This is a genomic window from Salegentibacter sp., assembly GCF_041642575.1.
Taxonomy (GTDB): Bacteria; Bacteroidota; Bacteroidia; order Flavobacteriales; family Flavobacteriaceae; genus Salegentibacter.
Window position 1 is genome coordinate 26,632 of record NZ_JBEPWD010000007.1, and the last position, 25,606, is coordinate 52,237.

At 40.9% G+C, this 25,606-nt stretch carries 28 protein-coding genes; 16 read left to right on the forward strand and 12 right to left on the reverse strand.

Annotated features, from left to right (window positions below; genetic code table 11):
• Nucleotides 1-2,103: a ferrous iron transport protein B gene (gene feoB, locus ACESK1_RS02755; RefSeq protein ID WP_372917683.1), complete on the forward strand. Its 2,103-nt coding sequence runs from the start codon at nt 1-3 to the stop codon at nt 2,101-2,103.
• Between the two features lie 5 nt (nt 2,104-2,108).
• Nucleotides 2,109-2,255, forward strand: a complete 147-nt coding sequence (locus tag ACESK1_RS02760) for a hypothetical protein (RefSeq protein ID WP_372917685.1) — start codon at nt 2,109-2,111, stop codon at nt 2,253-2,255.
• A gap of 1 nt (nt 2,256) precedes the next feature.
• Here the strand turns inward: ACESK1_RS02760 and ACESK1_RS02765 are convergent, their stop codons facing one another.
• From ACESK1_RS02765 to ACESK1_RS02775, 3 genes are read right to left on the reverse strand one after another with little or no spacing between them, the layout of a single operon-like run.
• On the reverse strand, nt 2,257-2,664 hold the full coding sequence (locus ACESK1_RS02765) for a hypothetical protein (RefSeq protein WP_372917687.1): 408 nt from the start codon (nt 2,662-2,664) through the stop codon (nt 2,257-2,259).
• Nucleotides 2,665-2,712: 48 nt separating this feature from the next.
• Nucleotides 2,713-3,534, reverse strand: coding sequence for a ZIP family metal transporter (locus ACESK1_RS02770; protein WP_372917689.1), 822 nt, complete (start codon nt 3,532-3,534; stop codon nt 2,713-2,715).
• Between the two features lie 2 nt (nt 3,535-3,536).
• Nucleotides 3,537-4,190, reverse strand: a complete 654-nt coding sequence (locus ACESK1_RS02775) for a metal-dependent transcriptional regulator (RefSeq protein WP_372917691.1) — start codon at nt 4,188-4,190, stop codon at nt 3,537-3,539.
• Nucleotides 4,191-4,286: 96 nt separating this feature from the next.
• On the opposite strand from ACESK1_RS02775, the gene ACESK1_RS02780 reads away from it, so the two are divergent.
• The gene (locus tag ACESK1_RS02780; protein ID WP_372917693.1) at nt 4,287-6,548 is read left to right on the forward strand and encodes a TonB-dependent receptor; all 2,262 of its coding nucleotides are present in this window, start codon (nt 4,287-4,289) and stop codon (nt 6,546-6,548) included.
• 2 nt (nt 6,549-6,550) lie between these two features.
• Here the strand turns inward: ACESK1_RS02780 and ACESK1_RS02785 are convergent, their stop codons facing one another.
• Complete coding sequence (locus tag ACESK1_RS02785) at nt 6,551-7,282, reverse strand: TerB family tellurite resistance protein (RefSeq protein WP_372917695.1); 732 nt, start codon at nt 7,280-7,282, stop codon at nt 6,551-6,553.
• 174 nt (nt 7,283-7,456) lie between these two features.
• Here ACESK1_RS02785 and ACESK1_RS02790 point away from each other — a divergent pair, with 174 nt between their 5' ends.
• From ACESK1_RS02790 to ACESK1_RS02805, 4 genes are all read left to right on the forward strand, one after another.
• Nucleotides 7,457-7,867 carry a BrxA/BrxB family bacilliredoxin gene (locus ACESK1_RS02790; protein ID WP_372917697.1) on the forward strand — a complete coding sequence of 137 codons (411 nt, stop codon included), beginning with the start codon at nt 7,457-7,459 and terminating at the stop codon, nt 7,865-7,867.
• 81 nt (nt 7,868-7,948) lie between these two features.
• Nucleotides 7,949-8,323, forward strand: a complete 375-nt coding sequence (locus ACESK1_RS02795) for a hypothetical protein (RefSeq protein WP_372917699.1) — start codon at nt 7,949-7,951, stop codon at nt 8,321-8,323.
• Between the two features lie 51 nt (nt 8,324-8,374).
• A complete protein-coding gene (locus ACESK1_RS02800; protein ID WP_372917701.1) occupies nt 8,375-9,106 on the forward strand; it encodes a lysophospholipid acyltransferase family protein in 732 nt (243 codons plus the stop codon).
• Nucleotides 9,107-9,129: 23 nt separating this feature from the next.
• A complete protein-coding gene (locus ACESK1_RS02805) occupies nt 9,130-9,783 on the forward strand; it encodes an HD domain-containing protein (RefSeq protein WP_372917703.1) in 654 nt (217 codons plus the stop codon).
• Here ACESK1_RS02805 and ACESK1_RS02810 read toward each other — a convergent pair.
• From ACESK1_RS02810 to ACESK1_RS02845, 8 genes are all read right to left on the reverse strand, one after another.
• Complete coding sequence (locus ACESK1_RS02810; protein WP_372917705.1) at nt 9,780-10,853, reverse strand: PA0069 family radical SAM protein; 1,074 nt, start codon at nt 10,851-10,853, stop codon at nt 9,780-9,782. The two genes, ACESK1_RS02805 and ACESK1_RS02810, sit on opposite strands and share 4 nt — an antisense overlap.
• Nucleotides 10,854-10,922: 69 nt before the next feature.
• Nucleotides 10,923-11,705, reverse strand: a complete 783-nt coding sequence (locus ACESK1_RS02815; RefSeq protein WP_372917707.1) for an enoyl-CoA hydratase/isomerase family protein — start codon at nt 11,703-11,705, stop codon at nt 10,923-10,925.
• Between the two features lie 17 nt (nt 11,706-11,722).
• Nucleotides 11,723-13,177 carry a PAS domain-containing sensor histidine kinase gene (locus tag ACESK1_RS02820; protein WP_372917709.1) on the reverse strand — a complete coding sequence of 485 codons (1,455 nt, stop codon included), beginning with the start codon at nt 13,175-13,177 and terminating at the stop codon, nt 11,723-11,725.
• A gap of 21 nt (nt 13,178-13,198) precedes the next feature.
• The gene (locus tag ACESK1_RS02825; protein WP_372917711.1) at nt 13,199-13,750 is read right to left on the reverse strand and encodes a CopD family protein; all 552 of its coding nucleotides are present in this window, start codon (nt 13,748-13,750) and stop codon (nt 13,199-13,201) included.
• A gap of 93 nt (nt 13,751-13,843) precedes the next feature.
• A complete protein-coding gene (locus ACESK1_RS02830) occupies nt 13,844-15,190 on the reverse strand; it encodes an MATE family efflux transporter (protein ID WP_372917713.1) in 1,347 nt (448 codons plus the stop codon).
• Nucleotides 15,190-16,224, reverse strand: coding sequence for a ferrochelatase (gene hemH / locus ACESK1_RS02835; protein WP_372917715.1), 1,035 nt, complete (start codon nt 16,222-16,224; stop codon nt 15,190-15,192). The genes ACESK1_RS02830 and hemH overlap by 1 nt, the downstream gene beginning before the upstream one ends.
• Before the next feature lie 70 nt (nt 16,225-16,294).
• Nucleotides 16,295-17,056 (reverse strand): ThuA domain-containing protein, encoded by a 762-nt coding sequence (locus ACESK1_RS02840; RefSeq protein ID WP_372917717.1) that lies wholly within the window; start codon nt 17,054-17,056, stop codon nt 16,295-16,297.
• Between the two features lie 2 nt (nt 17,057-17,058).
• The gene (locus ACESK1_RS02845; protein WP_372917737.1) at nt 17,059-17,958 is read right to left on the reverse strand and encodes a helix-turn-helix transcriptional regulator; all 900 of its coding nucleotides are present in this window, start codon (nt 17,956-17,958) and stop codon (nt 17,059-17,061) included.
• A 197-nt stretch (nt 17,959-18,155) separates the two neighbouring features.
• Here ACESK1_RS02845 and hemA point away from each other — a divergent pair, with 197 nt between their 5' ends.
• The 9 genes from hemA to ACESK1_RS02890 form a co-directional block, all read left to right on the forward strand.
• Nucleotides 18,156-19,412, forward strand: a complete 1,257-nt coding sequence (gene hemA, locus ACESK1_RS02850; protein ID WP_372917719.1) for a glutamyl-tRNA reductase — start codon at nt 18,156-18,158, stop codon at nt 19,410-19,412.
• Complete coding sequence (gene hemC, locus ACESK1_RS02855) at nt 19,409-20,320, forward strand: hydroxymethylbilane synthase (RefSeq protein WP_372917721.1); 912 nt, start codon at nt 19,409-19,411, stop codon at nt 20,318-20,320. Before hemA ends, hemC begins: the two co-directional genes overlap by 4 nt.
• Nucleotides 20,320-20,973: a uroporphyrinogen-III synthase gene (locus ACESK1_RS02860; protein ID WP_372917723.1), complete on the forward strand. Its 654-nt coding sequence runs from the start codon at nt 20,320-20,322 to the stop codon at nt 20,971-20,973. Before hemC ends, ACESK1_RS02860 begins: the two co-directional genes overlap by 1 nt.
• Before the next feature lies 1 nt (nt 20,974).
• Nucleotides 20,975-21,997 carry a uroporphyrinogen decarboxylase gene (hemE, locus tag ACESK1_RS02865; RefSeq protein WP_372917725.1) on the forward strand — a complete coding sequence of 341 codons (1,023 nt, stop codon included), beginning with the start codon at nt 20,975-20,977 and terminating at the stop codon, nt 21,995-21,997.
• A 4-nt stretch (nt 21,998-22,001) separates the two neighbouring features.
• Nucleotides 22,002-22,496, forward strand: coding sequence for a hypothetical protein (locus tag ACESK1_RS02870; protein WP_372917727.1), 495 nt, complete (start codon nt 22,002-22,004; stop codon nt 22,494-22,496).
• Nucleotides 22,493-23,395, forward strand: coding sequence for an oxygen-dependent coproporphyrinogen oxidase (gene hemF, locus ACESK1_RS02875; RefSeq protein ID WP_372917729.1), 903 nt, complete (start codon nt 22,493-22,495; stop codon nt 23,393-23,395). Before ACESK1_RS02870 ends, hemF begins: the two co-directional genes overlap by 4 nt.
• A gap of 205 nt (nt 23,396-23,600) precedes the next feature.
• Nucleotides 23,601-24,062 (forward strand): IS200/IS605 family transposase, encoded by a 462-nt coding sequence (gene tnpA, locus ACESK1_RS02880; RefSeq protein WP_372917731.1) that lies wholly within the window; start codon nt 23,601-23,603, stop codon nt 24,060-24,062.
• A gap of 19 nt (nt 24,063-24,081) precedes the next feature.
• Entirely contained in the window at nt 24,082-25,071 is a 990-nt protein-coding gene (gene hemB / locus ACESK1_RS02885; RefSeq protein ID WP_372917733.1) for a porphobilinogen synthase, read from the forward strand.
• A gap of 161 nt (nt 25,072-25,232) precedes the next feature.
• On the forward strand, nt 25,233-25,606 hold a 374-nt coding region (locus tag ACESK1_RS02890), incomplete at its 3' end, for a DUF21 domain-containing protein (RefSeq protein ID WP_372917735.1).

Here is a 25,606-nt window from a genome sequence, read left to right on the forward strand (position 1 = left end):
ATGAGCAAGCAAATCAATGTCGCCCTGATAGGAAATCCGAACACCGGAAAGACATCGGTATTTAACCAGCTTACAGGTTTAAATCAAAAAGTAGGTAATTATCCGGGTATTACTGTTGAAAAGAAAGAAGGGATTTGCAAACTTCCCCGGGGTCTCAAAGCTCACATTATAGATCTTCCCGGTACCTATAGTCTCAATGCCTCCTCCCTTGATGAAAATGTTGTTATCGAACTGCTGCTGAACAAAAACGACAAAGATTATCCCGATGTGGCCGTTGTAGTGAGCGATGTAGAGAATCTGAAAAGGAACCTCTTGCTTTTCACCCAGGTAAAAGATCTGGGAATTCCTACTATTCTGGTGGTAAATATGGCCGACAGGATGGAGCGGAAAGGTATCTCCCTGGACATTGATCGGCTGGAAGAAAGGCTGAAAACCAAAATTGCTCTTGTAAGTGCCCGCAAGAATACAGGTATCGAAGAGCTTAAGGAATTCATTATAAATTATAAACATCTTTCTACTGAGCCTTGTGTGAACGCTTCAGTTATAGATCCGGATTATTTTGATGGGCTGCGCAGTGCATATCCCAATCAGTCCCTCTACAAGTTGTGGTTGGTGATCACACAAGATGTGAATTTCGGGAATCTAAGTCGCAATGAAGTGGCAAAAACCTCAGGCTTTCAAACTAAATCGGAGAGCGACCTGAAAAGACTTCAGCAAAAAGAAACAATTTTACGCTATCAGTTTATCAATGGTGTTCTTAAAGAATCCATGAGCGTAGATGCCAGGGCGGCAAAAGACCTGCGTGCAAGGTTAGACCGCGTTCTAACTCATAAAGTTTGGGGATATGTGATTTTCTTCGCAATTCTTCTCCTCATTTTCCAGGCAATTTATAACTGGTCCAGTTACCCAATGGATATGATAGATGTTGCCTTCGCCCAACTTAGTGAATGGACAAAAGACACGCTACCAACAGGAGCTTTTACAAGTCTTATTGCAGAAGGGGTAATCCCCGGCCTGGGCGGGATTGTGATCTTTATCCCACAAATAGCCTTTTTATTCCTCTTTATCTCCATTTTGGAGGAAAGTGGTTATATGAGCCGGGTTGTGTTTCTTATGGACAGGGTGATGAGGCGTTTTGGTTTAAGCGGAAAAAGCGTAGTTCCTCTTGTATCCGGAACTGCCTGTGCTATTCCTGCCGTAATGGCCACCAGGAATATCGAAAGTTGGAAAGAAAGACTTATCACTATTCTGGTAGTGCCTTTTACCACCTGTGCTGCAAGACTTCCTGTGTATCTCATAATTATTGCCCTTGTAATCCCAGACAGGAGTTACTGGGGTTTTAACCTCCAGGGTTTAACGCTTATGCTGCTTTATCTTATTGGATTTGGAACGGCCATTGGTTCCGCATGGATACTGAATAAGGTTCTTAAGATCAAGTCAAAAAGTTATTTCGTTATAGAGATGCCTAACTATAAACTCCCTATGTTGAAAAACGTGGGAATAAATGTGGTGGAAAAAACAAAATCCTTCGTTTTTGGAGCAGGAAAGATCATTTTAGCAATTTCGGTTGTGCTCTGGGTGTTGGCCAGTTATGGCCCCGGTGAAAATTTCAATAATGCGGAAGATATCGTGACCGCTAATTATTCAGAAGAAAATTCTGCTTCTGAAGCAGATCTGGACGAAGAGATCGCGTCTTTTAAACTGCGTAACTCTTATATCGGGATCATGGGGAGAGGCATTGAGCCTGTGGTAGCACCCCTTGGTTACGACTGGAAGATTGGAATTGCAATAATCAGTTCATTTGCGGCACGAGAAGTATTTGTAGGAACCCTGGCCACAATTTACAGCGTAGGAAGTGACGAGGAGGAAACTATTAAGAACAGGATGGCTGCAGAAACAAATCCAATTCTGGGAGGGCCTCTCTTTACTTTTGCAAGCGGAATAAGTTTATTACTTTTCTATGCTTTTGCGATGCAGTGCATGAGTACTCTGGCTATTGTTAAACGCGAAACTAACACTTGGAAATGGCCAATGTTTCAACTTGTGGGCATGAGCGTTTTCGCTTATATTATTGCTTTAGCGGCATTTCAGTTATTAAAATAAGAAATATGGAACTACTTCAGAATATACTGGTTTTAATAAGCTTTCTTTTTGCATTGGGATATTTGTTCACCAAACTTATCTGGAAGCCTTCATTCCTAACCAAAGAGAAGAAAACTAAATCCTGCGGCGTTTCAGGCTGCGGTTGTGATTAAACTAAATCTCTTCAGGCGAAGAAGCTTCAATATACAAACTGTAATCTGAAGCGGCGATCTTCCTGGAAATTTTAGGATAAGGACTCAGGCGAAGTGCCGAAAGATTAAATATATTTTCTCCAAACAAATCAGCAGGCAGGTGCTGCGATGCCCTCAGGCTTAAAATCCGTTCTTCGATTAATTTCCCGTTATCAAAAATTTCAACCAGGACTTTAGCCTCCCCAGCCCGTATACAAGTTGTGCCCTTCGGACAACGGGAATCGGAAATCACTTCTTTAAATTTCAGGCTTTTGCCATCTAAAGTAAAAGTTTGACCCGGACCCAATGAAGAAGAAAAATACTCAGGATCTGGTGTGTTTTGGGAAAACCCAAGGCTGGTCACCAAAAACAGGAAAAGAAAAATTCTCATACATATTATTTACTTAAAGACGAATTCTCCCTCCTGTTGTTGCAAATACTAACCCAAACCTACATCCAGGGTCATCATTACCATAAATCCGCCGATAAATCCCATGGTTGCAGTATCGGTAAAACCTTCACGCTGCGATTCAGGGATTACCTCTTCCACAACCACAAAAATCATAGCACCCGCTGCAAAGGATAAGGCATAAGGCAGAATTGGTTCAAAGGTCATCACTGCCCATGCTCCCAGTACGGCCGCAAATGGTTCTACTATGGCCGATAGCTGACCGAAATTAAAACTTTTCCAGCGGCTCAATCCCTGTCGGCGTAAAGGCATAGCAACGGCAAATCCTTCAGGAAAGTTTTGTAGACCAATTCCTATGGCCAGGGCCACGGCACCTCCAATACTGGCTCCTTCAAATCCCATCGCAGCTCCTCCAAAGAGCACGCCCACGGCAAGCCCTTCGGGAATGTTATGCAGGGTTATTGCCAGAGTTAATAAGGTAGATTTATGCCAGGGTGTTTTTATCCCTTCTTTTTCGCTCATTTGAAAGTTGACATGTAAATGGGGTAAAACTTTATCCAGACCGAAGAGAAACAAGGCCCCCAAACCAAAACCAATTAAAGGCGGAACGGTTTTTTCAAATCCTTCACCGGGGCTCATTTCTATCCCTGGCGCTAACAAACTCCAGAAACTAGCGGCCACCATGACCCCACCGGTGAAGCCAAGCATAGCATCAAAAAACTTACGGTTCATTCCCTTGAAAAGAAAAACCAGGGAAGCTCCTAATGCGGTCAAGCCCCAAGTGAATAAAGTCGCCAAAAAGGCCGCTAACACGGGGTCTATACTCTCAAAATAGTCTATAATATTGTCCATAATCACTTTTTAATAAACAGGTTTCCGGAGATCGCCTGGGAGATCCTAAGCTCTTGTCCGTCTATAACTATCAACATAGAATTATCAAAATCTTCTATCTCTTTTACTTCAATCGCTTTTCCCAATGCTATTTTATTCTTATCAAGATACCTAAGAAAATCGGCAGAGGTATCCTTTACCCCTACACAAATTCCAGTTTGACCTTTGTCAAGCTCTGAAAGCAGCAGCTTATTGGAAACTGAAAAATTACCTTCAGCATCAGGTATGGGGTCTCCGTGGGGATCGCGTTTGGGGAAACCCAAAAATTTATCAAGTTCACGGGTTAACTTTTCAGATTTTATATGTTCGAGTTGTTCGGCAACATCGTGCACCTCATCCCAGTTAAAATTTAACTTTTCTACCAGGAAGAATTCCCAAAGCCGATGTTTCCGTATTACCTCAATCGCAGTTGTCCTGCCTTTTTCGCTTAGCTTCACCCCTTGGTATTTTTTGTAGATCACCAGTTGCTTATCTGATAATTTCCTGATCATATCGGTCACCGAAGAAGCCTTGGTCTCCATCTCCTCCGCAAGGGCGTTGGTACTCACCCCTCCCTTGTACCGGCGTTCCAGGTGGAAAATAGCTTTAAGATAATTCTCTTCTGAAAAACTAAACATATGTAATTTTTAAAGAAGCAAAATTACATTTTTTATTTGATCTTATCAATTTTTTAGACTTGTCTAAATATTTTAATTAGCTTTGCCAAAAAAAAGATGCGACTCCTAATCATTGTTATTTTGATTTTCTTCGGAAATAAAACCGCCGCTCAATCTATAAGTGGAAAAGTTGAAGATAGATCTGGCGAGCCTATTGCCTTAGCTAATATCTATCTGGAAAATTCAACAATCGGCACAACTACCGGAAACAATGGGAAATATATTCTGAGCAACATTAAAAAAGGCGATTATCAACTTGTGGTAAGTGCTATGGGTTACAAAACCACGAAGAAGAATATTTCAGTTTCGGAAAATCAAAAAGTCAATATTACCCTGAAAGAATCGAAGGATGAATTAGATGAAGTTCTTATTGTAGATACTCAAACCGGTTTGACCCGAAAAACGCCTTACAACGTTTCAACGATTAGTATGCAGGGAATAGAAAACAAGGGCAATCCTAACGGAATGATGGGTAGCTTGCGGGAGCTTCCGGGTCTTTACGGCGCTGAATTCGGGCAGGGAATTATAAAACCTTTCATTCGTGGACTTGGGTTTTCCCGTATTGTCACTATTTACCAGGGCAACAAACTTGAAAACCATCAATGGGGTGCAGATCACGGCCTGGGCATTAACGACCTTGGCATAAAACGAGTAGAAGTGGTTAAAGGGCCAGCCTCGGTTTTATATGGCTCGGGCGCCCTGGGAGGAGTGTTATTAGTTAAGGATGAAGATGATTATATAAATTCTGAAAAAATTACTGGCAACCTTGGAACCACTTATAACAGCGTTTCCAGGGGAATTCGAACTTATGCATCGGCGGGGAAATCTTTTAAAAGTGACCTGTACTTTAATGTGGATCTGGCTGTGGAGAACCATGCTGATTATCAAAATGGGGATCAAAGAATTATAGGAAACAGCAGATTTAACTCTAAAAGTCTCCGTCTGCATTCCGGGTTAAAAAAGGAGAATTTTGAAAATAAATTGGCTTTTACCTATAATGACCAGGACCTGGGGATAATCACTGATGAAGAAATGCTGCCTTCAGAAAGTCTTGCCACTACCCGAAATGACCGCGAAATGCAATTGCCCTTCCAGGAAGTTACCGATTATCTGTTGTCCTATAATCAGGAAACCAAAAACGAAAATTTTGAGACTTCACTACACCTTTCGCATCACTTCAATGAAAGGCGGGAAATAGAAACCGCCAGGGAGCTTACCGACCTGGGATTAAAACAAAATCATACTTTTTTTAATGCTCGCTTGAGTTTGCCTAACCGAAAAATCAAACACAGTTTTGGAGTTCAGGGGAGTTTTGTAAAAACGAAAAATTTCGAGAATTCAGAAGATTTCCTGATTCCTGATGCCGATGTTTTTGAAAGCGGAATTTACTATCTCGCCAGCGTTACTATGAATTCCTGGTATTTGCAGGGTGCTTTGCGTTATGATTTCCGAAAGGTTACCGCCGATGCAAGCGCCGCATATCTAATCGCCGATGATTTTATCTTACCCGGCAATCCTGAAAACCGAAAGCTCACAAGAGATTTTGAAGGTTTTACAGGCTCGCTTGGAGCAACAAAAAAATTTAATGATCAGCAGCAGCTCAAACTTAATTTTTCCACCGGATTTCGGGCTCCTGACCTGGCCGAGCTTTTTTCCAATGGGCCACACCCCGGAACCAACAGGTTTGAAAAGGGGAATGATTCCTTCGGACGGGAGCAAAGTTACCAGGTAGATGCAACCTACTCCTTCAGAAAAAATAAGTTTCAGGCTGATGTCTCGGCCTTTGGAAGTTTGGTACAGAACTACATTTTCTTTACAGCCTCCTCAGAGCAGCCGCCTGAAAATAGCCAGGAAATTTGGAGTTATAACCAAACTGATACTGGCTTCTACGGCCTCGAATTCGAGGTAAAATATAGCTGGTTAACTCAAAACCGACTGGAGACTTCTATTTCAGGAGCAATTGTGCGGGCCGAGGACGTGGATGCCGGGGAACATCTTAGTTTTATTCCCCCTGATAATTTTAATCTGAAGGCCACCTATTTTGCACTTTCAGATAAAAGTATGAGCATTTTTTCGAGACTCCGAATTATAAATGACCAGAATAAGGTTGGTTTAACCGAGGAAGAGACTCCGGGTTATAGTCTGTTGAATTTTGGCGCGAATAAAAAATTCAGCTTTGGAAAGAATTCCCTGGATGCCGGTTTTACCATTCACAATGCTCTAGATAAAACCTACGTAGATCATATGTCTTTGCTGAGAGCTTTTAATGTAAGCAGCCCGGGAAGAAATATTATGCTGAATTTAAAATATAACTTTTAAAGCTACATTCCGCGTTCCTTCTGAATTTGCTCGTAGGCTTCCTGGACCTTATTGAATTTTTCCTGTGCCCCCTTCCGGTAGGCTTCATCCATATGACCAAGCTTATCCGGGTGGTATTTTTTAACCATATGGCGGTAGGCCTTCTTCACCTCATCATCGCTGGCTGATTTCTGGATCTCCAATATCTTATAGGCATTATCGGCCGATTTGAAGAACATAGCCTTTAAGCTTTCAAAATCCATACGGCCTATGCGTAGGTAGCCGGCAATCTCCTGGATGGCACGGGCCTCAGCTTCACTCACCCGTCCATCGGCCTGGGCTATTCCGAAAAGAAAATGAATGATCTGCAAGCGGGCTGGATATTTGGTTCTGGCAGCAAGATATTGTGAAATGCGCGAGGCAGATATCTCACGATCCTTTATGAGATCATTAAAGGTTCTGAAGGTGGCATTGGCGTGTTCCTTTCCATAAGCCTGCACAAAGTAAGACCGCACATAGTCAAGTTCCTTTTGGGTTACATTGCCATCGGCTTTTATAACTATGGAACACAGCGAAAGCAGGTTAAGTTCAAAATCCCCGGGAGAAACCTTTTTTTCCTGCTGGCCAAACATTCCCTGCATTCCTCCACTAGAACGCGTCCAGTTATCAATTATTGAACCTATGATAAACCCCAGGATCGCGCCACCAAACCTGAAATACATATATCCTATTACCGCAAGCACCCATTTAAACATCAAGCTAATTTTAAATAAGCGGCAAAGATACTATTTTACAAAAGTTTAACCGAATTGCCGTCCTTTTAATGTTATTGGCATAACCTATTCGCCCATAATAAATTGAAATATGCTCAGCTGAAGTTAATTTGGTATCTTTGCCCCTCGTAAAAGTTTAATACAAAAAATAAATATATGTATCCAGCAGAGTTAGTAAAACCAATGCGCGAAGATTTAACCAGCATAGGTTTTGAAGAATTGCACACCGTAGAAGATGTAGATGCCGCAATGAAAAAAGAAGGAACTACTTTGGTAGTAGTAAATTCGGTTTGTGGATGTGCCGCTGCAAATGCCCGTCCAGGCGCTAGATTTTCGCTACAGAATGCGAAAAAACCGGATAATCTTTATACAGTTTTCGCCGGAGTAGATAAAGAAGCTACAACCCAGGCCCGTGATTATATGTTACCTTTTCCTCCCTCTTCGCCTTCTATGGCCCTTTACAAAGATGGAGAATTAGTTCATATGCTAGAGCGACACCATATTGAAGGTCGTCCTGCAGAAATGATTGCAGAAAACCTTATTGGTGCCTACAACGAATTTTGCTAGTAGACAGCTAACGATATTAAGGGCCGTTTGCAATGCAGACGGCCTTTTTTCGTTTTAAATTTATGCTGAAATAATTCCTTTATGAAAACCTTAATCGTCTTTGTTTCTATTTTACTTTCTGTTTCAGGCTGCGAAAACACCGAAAATTCGCAGCAGGTTGACAGAAAGGAACTCAATCGTCAACTCGAGGAGATAAAAGATCTTATCTCCCAGGAAGCCTGCGACGAACAAACTAAATGCGATTATATAGCCGTTGGAAGCAAGGCCTGTGGCGGTCCAAAATCCTATCTACTTTTTTCTTCCTCAATAGACCGGCAAAAACTGGTAGAATTAGTTGAAATCTATAATAAAGAAGAAGCTGATTTCAACCAAAAATACGGGATCGTATCAGATTGTATGTTAGTTACTCCCCCTGAAAAGGTAGAATGTATTAATGGAAAATGTGAAGCCCTATAGAATTTGCAGCTTTTGTACTGAAATATGTATTTTAGCTCCATAATTTTTAAGATGAAAAAAATACTTTCTTACCCTCTATCGGTACTGTTTTATATTTTCTTTTTTATCACCCTCCTTGTGTTTCATCCTATACAATGGATATCTCTAAAACTTGGTGGCTATCAACCGCATAAAAAAAGCGTAGATATATTTAATTTTTTCCTAATGCGTTGTCTTAATATCCTGGGCACGCGGTTTAGGTTTACAAATCCTTACAATATTCCGACAGACAAACCATGTATAATCGTCGCAAATCACCAGGGAATGTATGATATTCCTCCAATAATCTGGTATATGCGAAAACATCATGCAAAATTTGTAAGCAAGAAAGAATTGGGGCATGGTATTCCGAGTATTTCCTTTAATTTAAGACATGGTGGATCAGTGCTTATAGATCGTAAAAACAAGCGGGAAGCCATGGTGAAAATGGCGAAATTCGCCGATTATCTCAACAAGACTAAACATTCTGCCGTAATCTTTCCTGAAGGGACCAGAAGCCGTACAGGTGAACCAAAGAAATTTGCCATAAGCGGACTTCAGTTACTGTTTAAAAAAATGCCTGATGCGCTTATCGTTCCCATAACCATCAACAATTCCTGGAAACTCTTTAAGCACGGGAATTTTCCTATGGAACCCGGGGTGCATATCTCCCTAAAAGTTCACGAACCTATTGCTGCTAATTCAGACGATGCTGAGAGTCTTGTTGCTAAGGTAGAGCGCACCATCATAGCAGATATAAAATAGTGAGCTTTCAGAAATCTCCTTTTATGAACAAAACAGAAGTAATTCAGAATACAGTCGAATTTGTAAAAAAAACACTGGCCGATGCTGAAGGTGGCCATGATTGGTTTCATATCCAAAGAGTTTACAATAATGCAAAATTAATCGCGAAAGGAGAAAACGCCGATTTATTCGTTGTTGAACTGGGTGCCTTGCTTCACGATATAGCTGATTATAAATTTCATAACGGCGACGAAAGCAAAGGCCCTAAAATGGCTTCTGAATTTCTTAGAACTCAAAATGTTCCTGAAGAGGTTACAGAACACGTTATAAAGATCATCGAAAATGTTTCTTTCAAAGGAGGAAATGAAGGGCAGTCTTTTAATTCTATCGAATTAGAGATTGTACAGGATGCTGACAGGCTGGACGCAATAGGAGCAATTGGAATCGCTCGCACTTTTAATTATGGCGGTTTTAAAGGACGTGCTCTGTACGATCCGAAGATCAAGCCAAACCTTAAAATGACAAAAGAGGAATATAAGGCATCAACAGCGCCCACCATTAATCATTTCTACGAGAAATTGCTTTTACTGAAAGACCTGATGAACACCAAAACCGCCAGTGAAATTGCTAAAAAACGTCATATTTTTATGGAACAATATCTTGAGCAATTTTATAAAGAGTGGGAGGGCCAGACCTAGAATAGCTTCATTTGTCCGTCTTTAAAACTCTCGTGTAGTTTACAATTTAAATTTGTTCTCTCTCTGTCTTTTAGAAATTTGTTTCTGGCCAATTTAAACTGTTGCGCCACCTGGCTTGCAAATTCACCTTCCCCTTTCATTCTAGTACCAAAACGACTGTCATTTAGACTTCCGCCGTGCAGGCTTTCAATTTGCCTTAGTACTTTATCGGCCCTATCGGGCATGGTTTGTTTGATCCAATTTGTGAAAATTTCAGCAATGGCTCCATTTAATCTAACTATGGTATAACCCACACTCAGCGCTCCTCTTTGAGAAATTTCCTTTACCAGCGGCATGATTTCATGTGAATTTATAGCGGGAATTATCGGTGCCATCATCACACTAACCGGAATATTCGCTGCGGAAAGCTTTTCTATAGTTTCGAGGCGTTTTTTGATACTGGCTGTACGAGGTTCAAGAATTCTTCGGGTGTCTTCAGATAGAGAGGTTACTGAAAGGGTAACCTTCACCAGTTTATCTGCTGCTAGTTCCCTTAGAATATCCATATCCCGTTGAACCAGGGCATTTTTAGTAATAATCCCTACCGGATGTTTATACTTTAGGAAGGTTTCCAGCAATTGCCGCGTGATCCTAAGCTTTTTTTCTATAGGCTGATAACAGTCTGTATTTCCCGAAAGAATAATTGGTTTGGCATCCCATTTTTTGCTGCGGAGTTTTTTTTCGAGCAATTCCACAGCATTCCTTTTAACCAGGATCTTTCTTTCAAAATCCAGACCCGCGCTGTAGCCCCAGTATTCATGAGAATTCCTGGCATAGCAATAAACACAACCATGCTCACATCCCTGATAGGGATTCAGTGAAAATTCCATCCCGACATCGGGGCTGGTTACTTTGTTGACAATAGTTTTAGGAAAGGTGTCGATTAAAACAGTCTTGTTATTTTCTACCTCATCCCCTTCCGAAGCACAATAATTTAGAAAATCATCTCGAAATTCGTGCTGTTGTGCCTCAAACTTATTGGAAACATTTAACTGAGCTCCTCTTCCTTTTAAAAATTCATTATTGGACATATTACAAAAATATGGAATATATCCAATAACTAAACTTTAGAAGAGATTTTAACAGAATGGGTATAGAAATTATTCTCCCGGGAAATCGGCTTTGCGCTTATTAAGAAAGGCTGAAGTTCCCTCTTTAAAATCGGCAGTTCCAAAAGCATGGCCAAATTCACTTATTTCAATTTCAAAACCATTCACTCCCTCTTCGTAATTGGCATTAATAGCTTTAATGGCACCGCTAATAGCTACTAGAGAGTTTTTCATGATTTTATTGGCAAGCTCTAATGCCAAATTCGGTAATTCTTCCAGAGAAGTCACATGATTTACGAGATTATACTGTAGCGCCTGGTTTGCATCTATCATTCCGGCGCTCATGATCATTTCCATCGCGCGACCTTTACCTACCAATTGCGGAAGACGTTGTGTTCCTCCATATCCGGGAATCACTCCAAGGGAAACTTCGGGCAGACCCATTTTTGCATTATCGCTGGCGATTCTAAAATGCGCGGCCATCGCCAGTTCCAAACCACCTCCCAGGGCAAATCCGTTTATGGCAGCAATTACCGGTTTTGGAAAATTAGCTACAAAGTCAAAAAGAGCTGCTTGTCCTTCGGCGGCAAGTTCGCGGCCTTCTTCCGGAGAAAAATCGGCAAATTCACTAATATCAGCACCGGCAACAAAGGCTTTTCCTCCACTTCCGGTAAGAATTACTACTTTAACATCATGATTTTCTTTAGCTTCAGAAAAAGCTTCGTGAAGTTCATTTATAGTAGCCTTGTTAAGCGCATTTAATTTTGTTGGACGATTTATGGTTATTTGCAGGATTCCATCCTGCTCTTCAGCTAAAATATTTTCGTAAGTCATTTTTTAAAATTTTAATTCTACTTCGGAAATCGCACCTTAAAGATAGTGCCTTTATTTTGTTTAGAGCTAAAGCTAATTGTTCCCTGGTAATTTTCCACAATATTCTTTACCATGGCGAGCCCAAGACCCATTCCGCTGGATTTGGTGGTAAATTTAGGTTCAAAGACCTTTTCTTTATTCTCTTCAGCAATACCTATCCCATTATCTGAAACCGAGATACAAACCATGCTATCTTCATCATGGACACTCACAACAATTTGAGGATTCTCAACATCCTGTATAGCCTGGATGGCGTTTTTAACGAGGTTGGTGACAACTCTAATCAATTGGGTTCTATCAAATTTGGCAAGGATCTCCTCCTTATCTGTAGAAAAGGTTATAAAACTCTCATTAAAAATATCGAGGGCTAGCTTTACGATCTTCGGCACATTGAGAGTTTCATTCTGCTGGGCCGGCATTTTAGCGAAATTCGAAAACGCACCAGCTATTGAGCTCATAGTGTCTATCTGATTGATGAGAGTTTTGGAATACTCATCTACTTTATGTTCAATATTAGGATCGTTCGGATCAAAATTTCTCTGAAAGCTTTGCACGCTTAATCGCATTGGAGTCAGTGGATTTTTAATCTCATGAGCAACTTGTTTTGCCATTTCCCGCCAGGCCTGTTCCCGCTCTGTGGCCGCCAGCTTCACCGCGCTTTCTTCCAGTTCATCTATCATACTGTTATAAGCTGAAACCAGGGCAAAAATTTCTTCGGAAGCATTGTTGATCTGGATCTTTTGGTTACGCTTATCCAGCCGGGTCTGGTTGATCTTATCTGAAATTATTTTAAGGGTTTTGGTGATATACTTGGAAAGAAAATAGGACAAAACAATAGCCAGAATAAGCATAAATAAATATACTTCCCCCATCCGCATCAGGAAATTATTGAGATCACGGTTTAGCAATCGATCATCCTGCAGGTAGGGCAAATAGAGGATAGCAAGCGGTTTAAATTTATTGTCGGTTATATAAGAATAGGATGACTGAAACTTATCGCCATTTACCTCGTTATGTGTCAACACCCTTTTTGCAGAAGAAGCATCAAGTCTTTCCAGAATTTCTTTATCCAGTTGAACATCGGTAGTATCCTTATAGAAAGATTCATTGGATTTCACCAAAAGCTGCCCTTCAAGATCGTAGATATTTATCTGCATTTCGTGAACCTGGGCCATCTCATAGATCTTTCCCCGTTCCTTAAAAATTTCATCAATATTTTCGGTATTCACATAATAGGTAGTGCTTCCAAGTACAAAGCGAATATTTTCCATTATGGCCTGTTCTTTTCTTTCCAGGCGTTCTCTATGATATTGTTCTGCTTCATGTTTGTATTGAAGTACGGTAATACCAACAATGAGGATGGAAGTACCCAACACGAGCAGTATCATGGAGAAGAAAATTCTGGAACGCAATGAAAGTTTAAGCAGGTTCATATGGCTTTAATTAAGCAAATATCAGGCCTTAGGATTTTTTGCACGTATTCTCTTATAAATTTTAACTCCCAGCATCAACATCCCGGCAAGCAGAAATATTCCCAGCACCCCATATATCCAATTCAGAGAATCTCTTATAATTACCAGGAAAACCACTGCGAATAGAATCAGGGTAGAAACCTCATTCCAAAGTCGCATTTGGTTGGAGGACCATTTTATAATATCCTGCTGCATTTCTTTAAAAATCAAATGGCATTTATAGTGATAAATGTATAACAAGACTACAAAACCCAGTTTTATAAGCATCCAGTCCATTTGTAAAAATGAAGGAACTAAATATAGCAACCAAAATGCAAATAAACTGGCCAATATAGCAGAAGGCCAGGTGATAATGTACCACAAGCGTTTAGTCATCAGTTTTAATTGTTCACTCAGGATTTGCTTATCAGGTTCCGGCTTCCGGGTAGCTTCAATATGGTAAATAAATAACCTTGGGATATAAAAAAGCCCGGCAAACCAGGTGATCACAAAAATTAAATGAAGTGCCTTAATGTAATGGTAATAATCTATCACAAATTATAGGTTTGCTTGTTTATCCCTGAATGTGTCAAAGCTTGTACGTCTAACAAAGGTAAGTATTTGTTTTAGGATTTTCAGACCTAAATACTAATCGGGATTCAGGTTTCGTTTTATTTCCCGGTTTAAGAAAAAACCGGTTACAATGGTAGACAAAACATCGGCCAACGGAAAGGAAATCCATACTCCTAATTCCCCAAAATAATTTGGCAGGATGAGAACCAGAGGGATAAAGAAAAAGCCCTGTCGGGAAAGTGTAAGCAATAATGCAGGCAAAGCTTTCCCTACCGCCTGGAAGTAAGCCGCCCCTATTAACTGGAGTGCAACTATTGGAGTGGCAGCAAACACCCACCGCATAGCTGAAGGCGTTGCCGCGATAATTTCTTCATTCCCGGTAAAAACCTTTACTATTTCTTCAGAAAAAAACATTATTCCTGCAAACACCAGCAGTGCCAATAAGCTGGCATAGGTCACCGCAGTCCTGATGCTTTTCTTCACCCTGGAAAATTCTCTGGCGCCATAGTTATATCCGGCGATTGGCAGAAAGCCTTGCGTCACCCCCAGCACCGGAAACAAGGCAAATAGAAGCATCCTGGCAATAATAGCATATACTGTAACCGCATTTTCTCCGCCCAGATCAAAAAGGATATTATTCATCAACAGATAAATAACACTCACCACAGCCTGGCGGGCCAGGGTTACAAATCCCAGGGAGGAAATCTCTTTAACTACCGGAAGTTTAAAACCAAAATGCGCAAGGCTTATTTTTAATTCGGAATTCTTCGAAAGGAAAAACCAGAGCACGTAAGAAAAACAGAAAATATAGGAAGCAGTCGTAGCAAGTGCCGCCCCAAACATTCCCATTTCCAAAACATTTATTAGAATATAATCAAGAAGAAGGTTTGCCACAGAAGGGATGATCATGGCCACCATAGCGAATTTCGGTTTTCCCTCCGCTCGTATAACAGTGTTCCCCATCATACAAAGCGCCAGGAAAGGAACTCCACTGACAACGACCTGATAATAAATTCTGGCTGGTTCGAAAATTGCGCCCTTACCTCCAAAAGCAGGAATTAGCGTGTCTACAAACAAAAGTCCTAATCCTACAAGCGTTAAGGAGAGAATAAGAGTAAGGCTAATCATGTTCCCGAAGGTCCGCAGGGCTTTCACAGAATTGTTTGCTCCAAGCGCCCTGGAAACCACAGAAGACCCTCCCACCCCGATAGCCATTCCCAGGGCAGCTATAAAAAAAGAAACCGGTAAGACCACATTAATAGCTGCAATTGCAACCGGGCCTATCCAGTTTCCAACAAAAATTGTATCTACCAGGATGTTTAAGGACATCACCAGAATCCCAATGGATGCCGGCACTGCCTGCTGGATAAGAAGTTTTCCTATTGGTTTATTTCCCAGCTCAGCAGCGGTGATCTTTGACATTATACCTCAACAGCCTTTTGGTGCGCCCATTCATCAATCCATCGGGCCAGGACATTCACCCAGTCATCACGATCGTTCAGACAGGGAACTACATTAAATTCTTTTCCGCCCACTTCATGGAAGATCTCCTCACCTTCCATGGCAATCTCCTCCAGGGTTTCCAAGCAGTCTGAAACAAAAGCAGGAGTAACCACTGCAAGTTTTTTCATTCCCTGTTTTCCAAAACGTTCTATAGTTCGATCGGTATATGGTTGGAGCCACGGGTCAAAACCAAGGCGTGACTGGAATGAAACGCTGTATGAATTCTCTTTTAATTCAAGATATTCGGCTACTAAACGGGTTGTTTCGAAGCATTGATGCCTGTAGCAAAACTGGTGCGCTTCTGAAGGAGTCTTGCAACAGCTGCCATCGATCTTACAGTGAGATTTCGTGATATCACTTTTTCGAATATGTCTTTCGGGCACTCCATGGTATGAAAACAATAAATGCTGAAAATCTTTGCCTTTTAAGCTATCTGAAATACTTTCGGATAGGACTCTGATATAATCCGGATGATTGTAAAAAGGCGGCACTGTGGTGAATTGCATCTCAGGAAAATGCTTTTGCCGTAATTCTTCAGCTAAAACCAAAATTGTTTCTGTAGTGGCCATGGCAAACTGAGGATAAAGCGGAAAAAGAAGCACCTCATTCACCCCTTTATCATGCAATTCCTGCAAGCCCGACATAATGGAAGGCTTCCCATAGCGCATGGCCAGGGAAATAGGAACAGACGTTATGTTGTCAATTTTTGACTGTAGTCTTTCTGAAAGCACTATCAATGGTGAACCTTCTTCCCACCAAATCTTCTGATAGGCTTCGGCCGATTTTTTAGGCCGGGTATTCAGAACTATTCCTCTAACAAGCAGCACACGTGCCCAGTATGGCACATCTATTACCCGCTCATCCATAAGGAATTCGTCAAGATATTTTTTTACATCTTTAGGATCGGTGCTATCTGGGGAGCCCAGGTTGACCATTAGTACGCCTTTACTCATAGGTTCTTTAATTTCGGCACTAAAATATAATTATAATCCGTGCGGTAAAAACCGCAGCTATTCTGAATTCTTATTGTTCAATAATCAAATCGGTATCTCCCAGGGCAAAAAGGATACATCTTGAAATATGTTCTCTAAAACCCGGTTCAATATAAGACTGGATTCTGTGGCCACCACCGGTGTATATACTAACTCCGCCTCCCGGAAGTTCACGGTACCAGGCAATGGGATGTTCGTCTCCATTTTCTCCACCACTATAAGTAGTTTCATCGACGCTCAGCAATATTATATTTTCCGGATTCAGGTTTTTATAATTGTACCACTCATCTACTCTGGACCAGGGATTGGGAAGGTGAGAAACCGTGGGGTGATCTGGCATTTCTACGCTCACATTGGCCCGCTGTACTTCAGGATGATTATCAAAATACCCACCTACCAACTCGCCATACCAAGGCCAGTCAAATTCAGTGTCTGCAGCTGCGTGAATTCCGAAAAAATTACCGCCATCGGCAATATATTTTTCAAATGCGACTTGTTCTTCCTCATCTAAAACATCCCCGGTTGTATTTAAAAATATCACCAACGCGAACTTATCAAGATCTTCTTTATTGAAATCATCACTATCTCTTGATAATTTCACCTCATAACCATTTTCCTCCCCGAGATCCTCAATGGTCGCATGGCCAGTAGGGATAGATTCGTGCCAGAATCCTTCGGTTTTATAAAAAACTAAAACTTCCTTTTTTTCTTTTTCCTCTTCTTCCTGAGCATTTATACTCCATGTGAGCATTAATGCGAAAATCATTAGTGAGAAAACTTTAATCTTAATCATTATTAAATATTTGTAGGTAGAGACATTATATATTTCTTGGGGGTTGTTCCAAATTTCTTTTTAAAAGCTGCAATAAAGTGGCTGGCGGTACTGTAACCCAGCTTCAGTCCCACTTCATTTACATTGTATTCTCCTGTATCCAGTAATTTTCGGGCGTATTCCATTTTGTAATCAAAAAGAAAACTATACACCGAAGTGCCGTAAATCTGCTTAAAACCATCTTTGAGTTTTTTCAGACTAAGGCCAATATCATCTGCGAGTTCTTGCAGCGACGGGGGCTCGGCCAGTTTGGAAATCACAATATCTTTTGCCCGACGAATCTTCATAATGTTTTCTTCATCGATAAGGAAAGGACATTGTTCCAGGTCGGGATCCTCAGTTCGGTTGAAATATAAACTCAGCAATTCGTATGCTTTTCCTTTAAAATACAGGTTCTTAATACTCGGAGTTAAGCTGAAATTTAAAAGCTGGTTAAGCACTATTGCCATAGATGGCGTGATTGGTGCGTCTTTATAATATTTCTTATCCCTGTTTTCTATACTTAAAAAGGGAATATAATCGGCTTCTTGTGAGAACAGAGCGTGGAATTTTTTAATAGAGATCACCAGAGAGATGACCCAGGAATTTGGCTGCAGATTCAAATTTAATGGAAGCGCCTGCTGCGGATTGTAAAGCAGGAGAGAATTTTCCTCTTCAAGCGGCAACTCATATCCGCCAGCGTTAAACAAAAACTTACTACTACCCTTAACATTGAAATGAAATTGGATAAAACTACTATCTATTTCACGAACATAGTTCTGAGTATCAGCTGAATCATTAAGGAACTTCAGAATATAAAATCCCTCTTCTATTTGGGTACTGACTATGGTTCCTTCAGCGATATTTTTACCGGTGGTCTTCATCATAAAATACTTATTTCTTTGTTTGCCATCAGAATTAAGGCCTTTCAAGTAATTGAATTTACCATTAATTCAGCTATTTTTCAAAGTTAGAGCGATTTTAACTGATATTTATCAGGAATCGATACATTTAGTACTTTGAGCGTTATATTTTCTTTAAGGGATGTTTTACTTTTGTCCACGCAATCCTAAAAACATACATGGAAAATTTTCATTTTTCTGGAGGTAAACATTTTTATACCATTGGCTTAAGCTATAAAAAAGCTGATGCCGAGATAAGGGGTCATTTCAGCCTTGGGGAAGAAGCCAAACAGCGACTGCTGGAACAGGCTAATGAAGAAGGAATTGAGGCTATTTTAACCACCTCCACCTGTAACCGTACCGAAATTTACGGTTTCGCACATCATCCCTTTGAACTTATCAAATTGCTTTGCGAACATACCCACGGTACCGTAGAAGAATTTGAGAAAGTTGCCTATGTTCATAAAAATAAAAAGGCTATCGCTCATATGTTCCAGGTGGGAACCGGTCTTGACAGTCAGATTCTGGGTGATTTTGAAATTATTAGCCAGTTGAAAAATTCTTTTGTCCAGTCTAAAAAACTGGGGCTTACCAATGTTTTTCTTGAGCGCCTTGTGAATGCCGTGATCCAGGCGAGCAAACGTATTAAGAATGAAACCGAGATTTCCAGTGGTGCCACTTCTGTAGCATTTGCCTCGGTGCAGTACATTCTGAATAATATTGAAAATATTTCCCAAAAGAATATTCTTCTCTTCGGAACCGGTAAAATTGGGCGTAATACCTGTGAAAATCTGGTAAAACACACCAAGAACCATCATATTACCTTAATTAACCGAACCAAGGATAAAGCAGAAAAAGTTGCGGGAAAATTTAACCTTCTAGTTAAAGATTACGCGGATCTGCAAGCTGAAATTCGCAACAGCGATATTTTAATAGTGGCAACCGGTGCTCACAACCCAACAATCTCTAAAGAGCTTATCTACGCTAAAAAGGATTTGCTTATTCTTGATCTTTCTATTCCGAAAAATGTAGCCGACGATGTGGCCGAGCTTTCCAATGTTAAACTCGTTCACCTGGATCAGCTTTCAAAAATGACTGATGCTACCCTGGAAAGACGCCAGCAGTTTATACCAAAAGCTAAAGAGATCATTGTTGAAGTGGAAGCCGAATTCAACAAATGGCTGGAAACCAGAAAATTTGCTCCAACCATCAAAGCGCTGAAGAAAAAACTGAAAACCATGAAGGATGACGAATTGGATTTTCAACGCAGAAAAATTACCGATTTTAATGATGAGCAGGCCGAAATTATAAGCAATCGCATCATTCAAAAGATCACCAAGCATTTCGCCAACCATCTAAAAAGCGATTCTGAAACCACTGATGAAAGCCTGGAACTTATCCAGAAGGTATTTCAGTTAGAAGAGCTTCAAAAATGAATAAAATCATAAGAATAGGCACCCGGGACAGCGAACTTGCCCTTTGGCAGGCCAAAACCGTGCAGAATGCCCTGGAAAAATTAGGTCATGAAACTAAATTGGTCCCGGTAAAATCTACGGGAGATCTCAACCTCGATCAACCTCTTTATGAAATGGGCATTACGGGGATTTTCACAAAAACGCTGGATGTGGCGATGATAAAAGGCGAAATAGATATCGCCGTTCATTCCATGAAAGATGTACCCACTGCGCTTCCAAAAGGAATCGTGGAAGCAGCGGTTTTAAAAAGGGCAAATCCCAAAGATATTTTAATTCATAAAGGCCTTGATTTCCTTAATGCTGAAGGAACTATCGCGACCGGAAGCCTTCGCCGCAAAGCCCAGTGGCTCAACAGGTATCCCGGGCATCAAGTAGTTGATTTACGTGGAAATGTAAACACCCGATTGAAAAAGTTGAAGGAAAACGAATGGAACGGTGCTATTTTTGCCGCTGCAGGTCTGGAACGTATCGCTCTGACGCCTGAAAACTACGTAGACCTCAACTGGATGATTCCAGCCCCTGCTCAGGGAGCAATGCTCGTGGTGGCCATGGAAAACGATGACTCTTGCTTAAAAGCCCTGGAACCACTAAATCACCGGGAAAGCAAAATCAGTGTTCATATTGAACGGCAGTTTCTTAAAACCCTGGAAGGTGGCTGTACTGCCCCAATTGGAGCTCTTGTAACCATAGATAAAGATATTGTTTATTTCAAAGGAGCACTTTTCAGCCTTGATGGTAAACAGAAAATAGAAGTAGAAAAAACCACAAGAATTGACGAAGTTCAAGGTTTTGGAAACAGCTGTGCCCGCGAAATACTTGGAAATGGCGGAAAAGAACTCATGCTGGAGATAAGAAAGGTCTTAAAATAATGACAATTCTTTCTACTAAAAAACTCAGCTTAAGCCAGAAAAACCTCTTTCTGAATTCAGGGTTGAGCCTTGTGGAATACGACGCCATTAAAATTGAATTTCTGGATTTTCAAATTCCGGAGAAGGAGATTAAAAATGCCATTATAACCAGCAAAAACTCGGCGAAAGCTATCATTGAAAAACAGCTTAAAATTCAAAATTGTTTTTGTGTGGGTGAGAAAACTGCCGGTTTCTTAAAAAACCATAACTTTAATATTCGGGAAATTTCAGATTACGGGAGCGATCTGGCTAAAATTATTACTGAAAAATACCGAAATGAGAAATTCACTTTTTTCTGCGGAAATCTTCGCAGGGAGGAATTGCCTTCAGAATTAAAAAAAGAAGACATTGAATTTAAGGAGGTGGAGGTTTATAAAACAAGTATAAACAAGCAAAGCTTTCAGCAGGAATTTGATGGAATTATGTTTTTCAGTCCCAGCGGCGTTAAAAGCTTCACCTCTGAAAATATAATTAAGGAAAGCACCGTCTTTTGTATAGGTAGGACTACCGCAAAGGAAGCTGAAAAACACACCAAAAATATTGTAATTGCCAACAAACCCAGTATCGAAAACCTGATTGTTACTGTGGTGAAGCATTATAAAGAAAAGAACTGAAATGATAAAAAACGATTTATTTTTAAGAGCTTTAAAAGGAGAAACAGTAGAACGTCCACCGGTTTGGATGATGAGACAGGCCGGGCGCTACCTGCCCGATTTCATGAAGCTGAAGGAGAAATACGATTTCTTCACCCGTTGCCGCACCCCCGAACTGGCAACCGAGATCACGGTAATGCCAATAAATCAGGTAGGAACTGATGCTGCTATTCTTTTTAGCGACATTCTGGTTGTGCCGCAGGCGATGAATATTGAAGTGGAAATGAAACCCGGCGTTGGTCCATGGCTCCCAAACCCCATAAGAACCCAGCAGGATGTTGATCGCGTAATCGTTCCGGACATTGAAGAGACTCTGGGATACGTGATGGAAGCCATAAAAATGACCAAAAAGGAGCTGAATGATGAAGTTCCGCTTATTGGTTTTGCCGGTTCTCCATGGACTATCCTTTGCTATGCGGTACAGGGACAGGGTTCTAAGAATTTTGATATCGCGAAGAAATTCTGCTTTACAAATCCTGTGGCTGCTCACCAATTGCTTCAAAAAATTACCGATACTACTATTGCCTATCTCAAAGCAAAAGTAGCTGCCGGGGTAGATGCGGTTCAGGTTTTCGATTCCTGGGGCGGAATGCTTTCTCCCACCGATTACGATGAGTTTTCCTGGAAATATATTCAGCAGATCATCGATGCTTTAAAAGATGAGATCCCGGTAATCGCCTTCGGGAAAGGTTGCTGGTTTGCACTGCATATCATGGCAAGATCTGGCGCTTCAGCTATTGGCGTTGATTGGACAATTACTGCAAAAAATGCTCGTTACCTAAGCGGTGGCCAGATTACCCTGCAAGGTAATTTTGATCCTTCAAGGCTATATTCCCCTCCGGCAGAGATCAAAAAAATGGTGCATCAGATGATCGATGAATTTGGTAAAGATCGCTATATCGTAAACCTGGGACATGGCATCTTACCCGACATTCCGGTTGAAAATGCAATCGCTTTTGTTGAAGCGGTGAAAGAATACAAATAGTAAAATGGCGATCTGGGCGCGTTTAAAAAATATGAGTCCGTGGGAAGTTTTCCAGCTTCTTAAGGTTTCTATCAGACAGCCGCGCTTCGTTATCCCAACTATGAAAGCCACCCGGCAAAGTATAAAGTTTTGTGATGAACTTTTTGGAGGTGACCACCACGAGAATAACCGTACTAATGCCTTCAGGCACGCGTTTTGGAATTATTTGATCTGTGAGCAGTGCTATAAAGTTTGTAATTCGGTAGAGAAATCGATGGAATGGAGTAAAAAGATTACCGATCTCCACGAGGAACTTGCACCTAATGATGAACGAGCCAAATTAATGGATCTACATAATAATCAAATAGGTCGCGAGCTTTTTAAAAGGTATTATTCCGAAGAAAATTTTGACATAATTCCGGTTTTGACCGAAGAAATGCAAAGGGCAGTTAAAATCAGTAAAACAGAAGAGATATCCGGCCAACAAGGACGTATGGTATATATCGAAGATCGACTATGAGAGAACAATTTTACGCATATATTGAACAATTACAGGATAAGATCACCTCAAAACTTGAGGAAATCGATGGAAAAGCGAAATTTCAGCAAGATCTCTGGAAGCGCCCCGAAGGCGGTGGCGGCAGAACCCGGGTGATTGAAAACGGAAATGTATTTGAAAAAGGCGGAGTAAATATTTCGGCAGTGCACGGGCCTTTGCCTCCGGCGATGCAACAATATTTTAAGGTAGGCGATGTAGATTTTTTCGCCTGTGGCCTAAGCCTGGTACTTCACCCTAAAAGCCCTATGGTTCCCACGGTTCATGCTAACTGGCGCTATTTCGAGATGTATGACAAATCGGGAAAAGTGATAGACCAATGGTTTGGCGGTGGCCAGGACTTAACCCCATATTACCTGTTCGAAGAAGATGCCATTCATTTTCATAAGGTATCAAAGCAAGCCTGCGACAAGCACAATCCTGAATTCTATCCTGAATACAAGAAAAAATGTGATGAATATTTTTGGAATTCCCATCGGGATGAAGCGAGGGGCATCGGTGGATTGTTTTTCGATTATTTAAAGGCTTCCGAAGAAATGAGCATCGAGTCCTGGTATGATTTCGTGACCGAAGTAGGCGATAGTTTTCTCGAAGCTTACGTCCCAATTGTAGAAAAAAGGAAAAATCTAGGCTATATCGAAGCCCAAAGAAACTGGCAGGAGATCAGGCGTGGGCGGTACGTAGAATTTAACCTGGTACACGATAAGGGCACCCTGTTCGGTTTAAAGACCAACGGCAGGATAGAGAGTATTTTGATGAGCCTGCCCCCACACGTGCAATGGGTTTACGATCACCATCCTGAAAAAGGAAGTGAGGAAGAGAAATTGCTGAAAGTTTTGGAAAAGCCCCGGAATTGGGTATAACGTGCCGCTCCTCTGGAGCTCATTGCTTAAAACTAGACAAAGATTATAAATATCGCCTCTACGAGGCTATAGTTCTCAATATCTTGCTTTAAAAATTAATAAAGCTCCGGCAGGAGCGGCATATTTATAAAAATTTATCATACCACTCTAACAGAGCCTCAGAGAGGCGGCATAAATTATTCACTGAATATTTGTAAATTTAAAAATGGCCAACACCTATACACAAATATACATTCATTGCGTTTTTGCCGTTAGAGGAAGACAAAACCTCATTTCTAAAAAATGGAAGGACGAATTATATAAATATATTACCGGTATTGTCACGAATGAAGGCCAGAAATTATTGGTGATTAATGGAATGCCAGACCATTTACACCTTCTTCTGGGAATTAAACCCAATAAGAATATTTCAGACCTAATTCGCGATATAAAAGCCAATTCTTCCCGTTTTATAAATACTAAAAACTGGGTTGCTGGGAAATTTGAATGGCAAAAAGGCTTCGGTGCCTTTTCCTGCGGACATTCGCAATTGAATACAGTAATTCATTACATCCAGGAGCAGGAAAATCATCATAAAAAATTAAGTTTCAGGGAAGAATATCTGAAATTTTTGATTTCGTACAATATTGACTATAATTCGGATTATCTTTTTGAAGAAATCGAATAAAATCAAAAGAAATAAAATCATGTATCCACTAAATAGAAATCGAAGATTAAGAACCAATGAGGCCGTAAGAAGCCTGGTTAGGGAAACCGCTATCACTCCAGACGATTTTATCGTACCGCTTTTTGTAGTGGAAGGAAAGAATATTAAAGAAGAAATCGCCTCCATGCCTGGGTATTTTAGGATGAGCCTGGATCTTTTGAAAAAGGAAACAAAAGAGATCTGGAAATTAGGTTTAAAATCGGTATTACTTTTCGTCAAAGTTCCGGATAACCTTAAAGACAATGCTGGCACCGAGGCTTTAAATGCCGATGGGTTGATGCAGCGTGCTATTAACACCGTTAAAGAAGCAGTTCCAGAAATGCTGGTAATGACCGATGTTGCGTTAGACCCCTACTCTTCTTATGGTCACGATGGAATTATTGCTGATGGCAAGATCATCAATGACGACACTACAGCCATTCTAGCCGAAATGGGACTTTCTCACGCCAAAGCAGGCGCCGATATACTGGCCCCCAGCGATATGATGGACGGGCGCATTTTTGAGATCAGAAGCCTCCTGGAAGACGAAGGTTTCCACGATACCGGGATTATGAGTTACAGTGCCAAATATGCCTCTGCTTTTTACGGACCTTTCCGCGACGCTTTGGATTCTGCACCTGTTGATGCTGAAAATATTCCGAAGAATAAGAAAACCTACCAAATGGATCCTGCCAACCGCGATGAAGCAATCCGTGAAACCCTGATGGACATTGAGGAGGGCGCCGATATCGTGATGGTAAAACCGGGACTTTGTTATCTCGACATAGTTCGCGACATTAAAAACGCTGTAAACGTGCCGGTAGCCGTTTACCAGGTAAGCGGGGAATATGCGATGATTAAGGCTGCTTCAGAGAAAGGCTGGCTTGATCATGATGCCGTGGTATTGGAGCAATTAACGGCGATTAAACGAGCAGGAGCAAATATGATTGCCAGTTATTTTGCTAGAGACGCGGTAAAATTGATATCGTAGGCAGCAAATACGAAAAACTGCTTTTCTAAAAACTCATGAAAAAGCTTCGAAAGGATTGTCGGAAATCGTCAAATGGCGGAACTTTCCGGAGCTTTAATATTTCTTTTTATTTTATTCTTCGATTAATCCCTAAATTAGTTATTTAAACATTTAACTACGCAATGGGATTACTTATTTTCTATGCTTTTATTTCCATTTTCTTTTCCTTTCTATGTTCTATTCTGGAGGCTGCATTATTAAGTTTCACCCCTTCCTATATAAAGATCAAAAAGCAGGAAGGAAAGGAATACGCCGATACGCTGGCACATTTCAAACAGGATATAGATCGACCTTTAATTGCACTTTTAACGGTAAATACCGTTGCACACACTGTGGGAGCAATAATGGTTGGAGTCCAAGCTGAGAAAGCCTTTGGTGACGGAACTAATGCTGTGGGTATTGTTTCAGCTATAATGACCCTGGCTATTCTGATTTTATCTGAAATTATCCCTAAGACCATCGGCGCAACCTACTGGCAGAAGCTGGGGAATTTCAC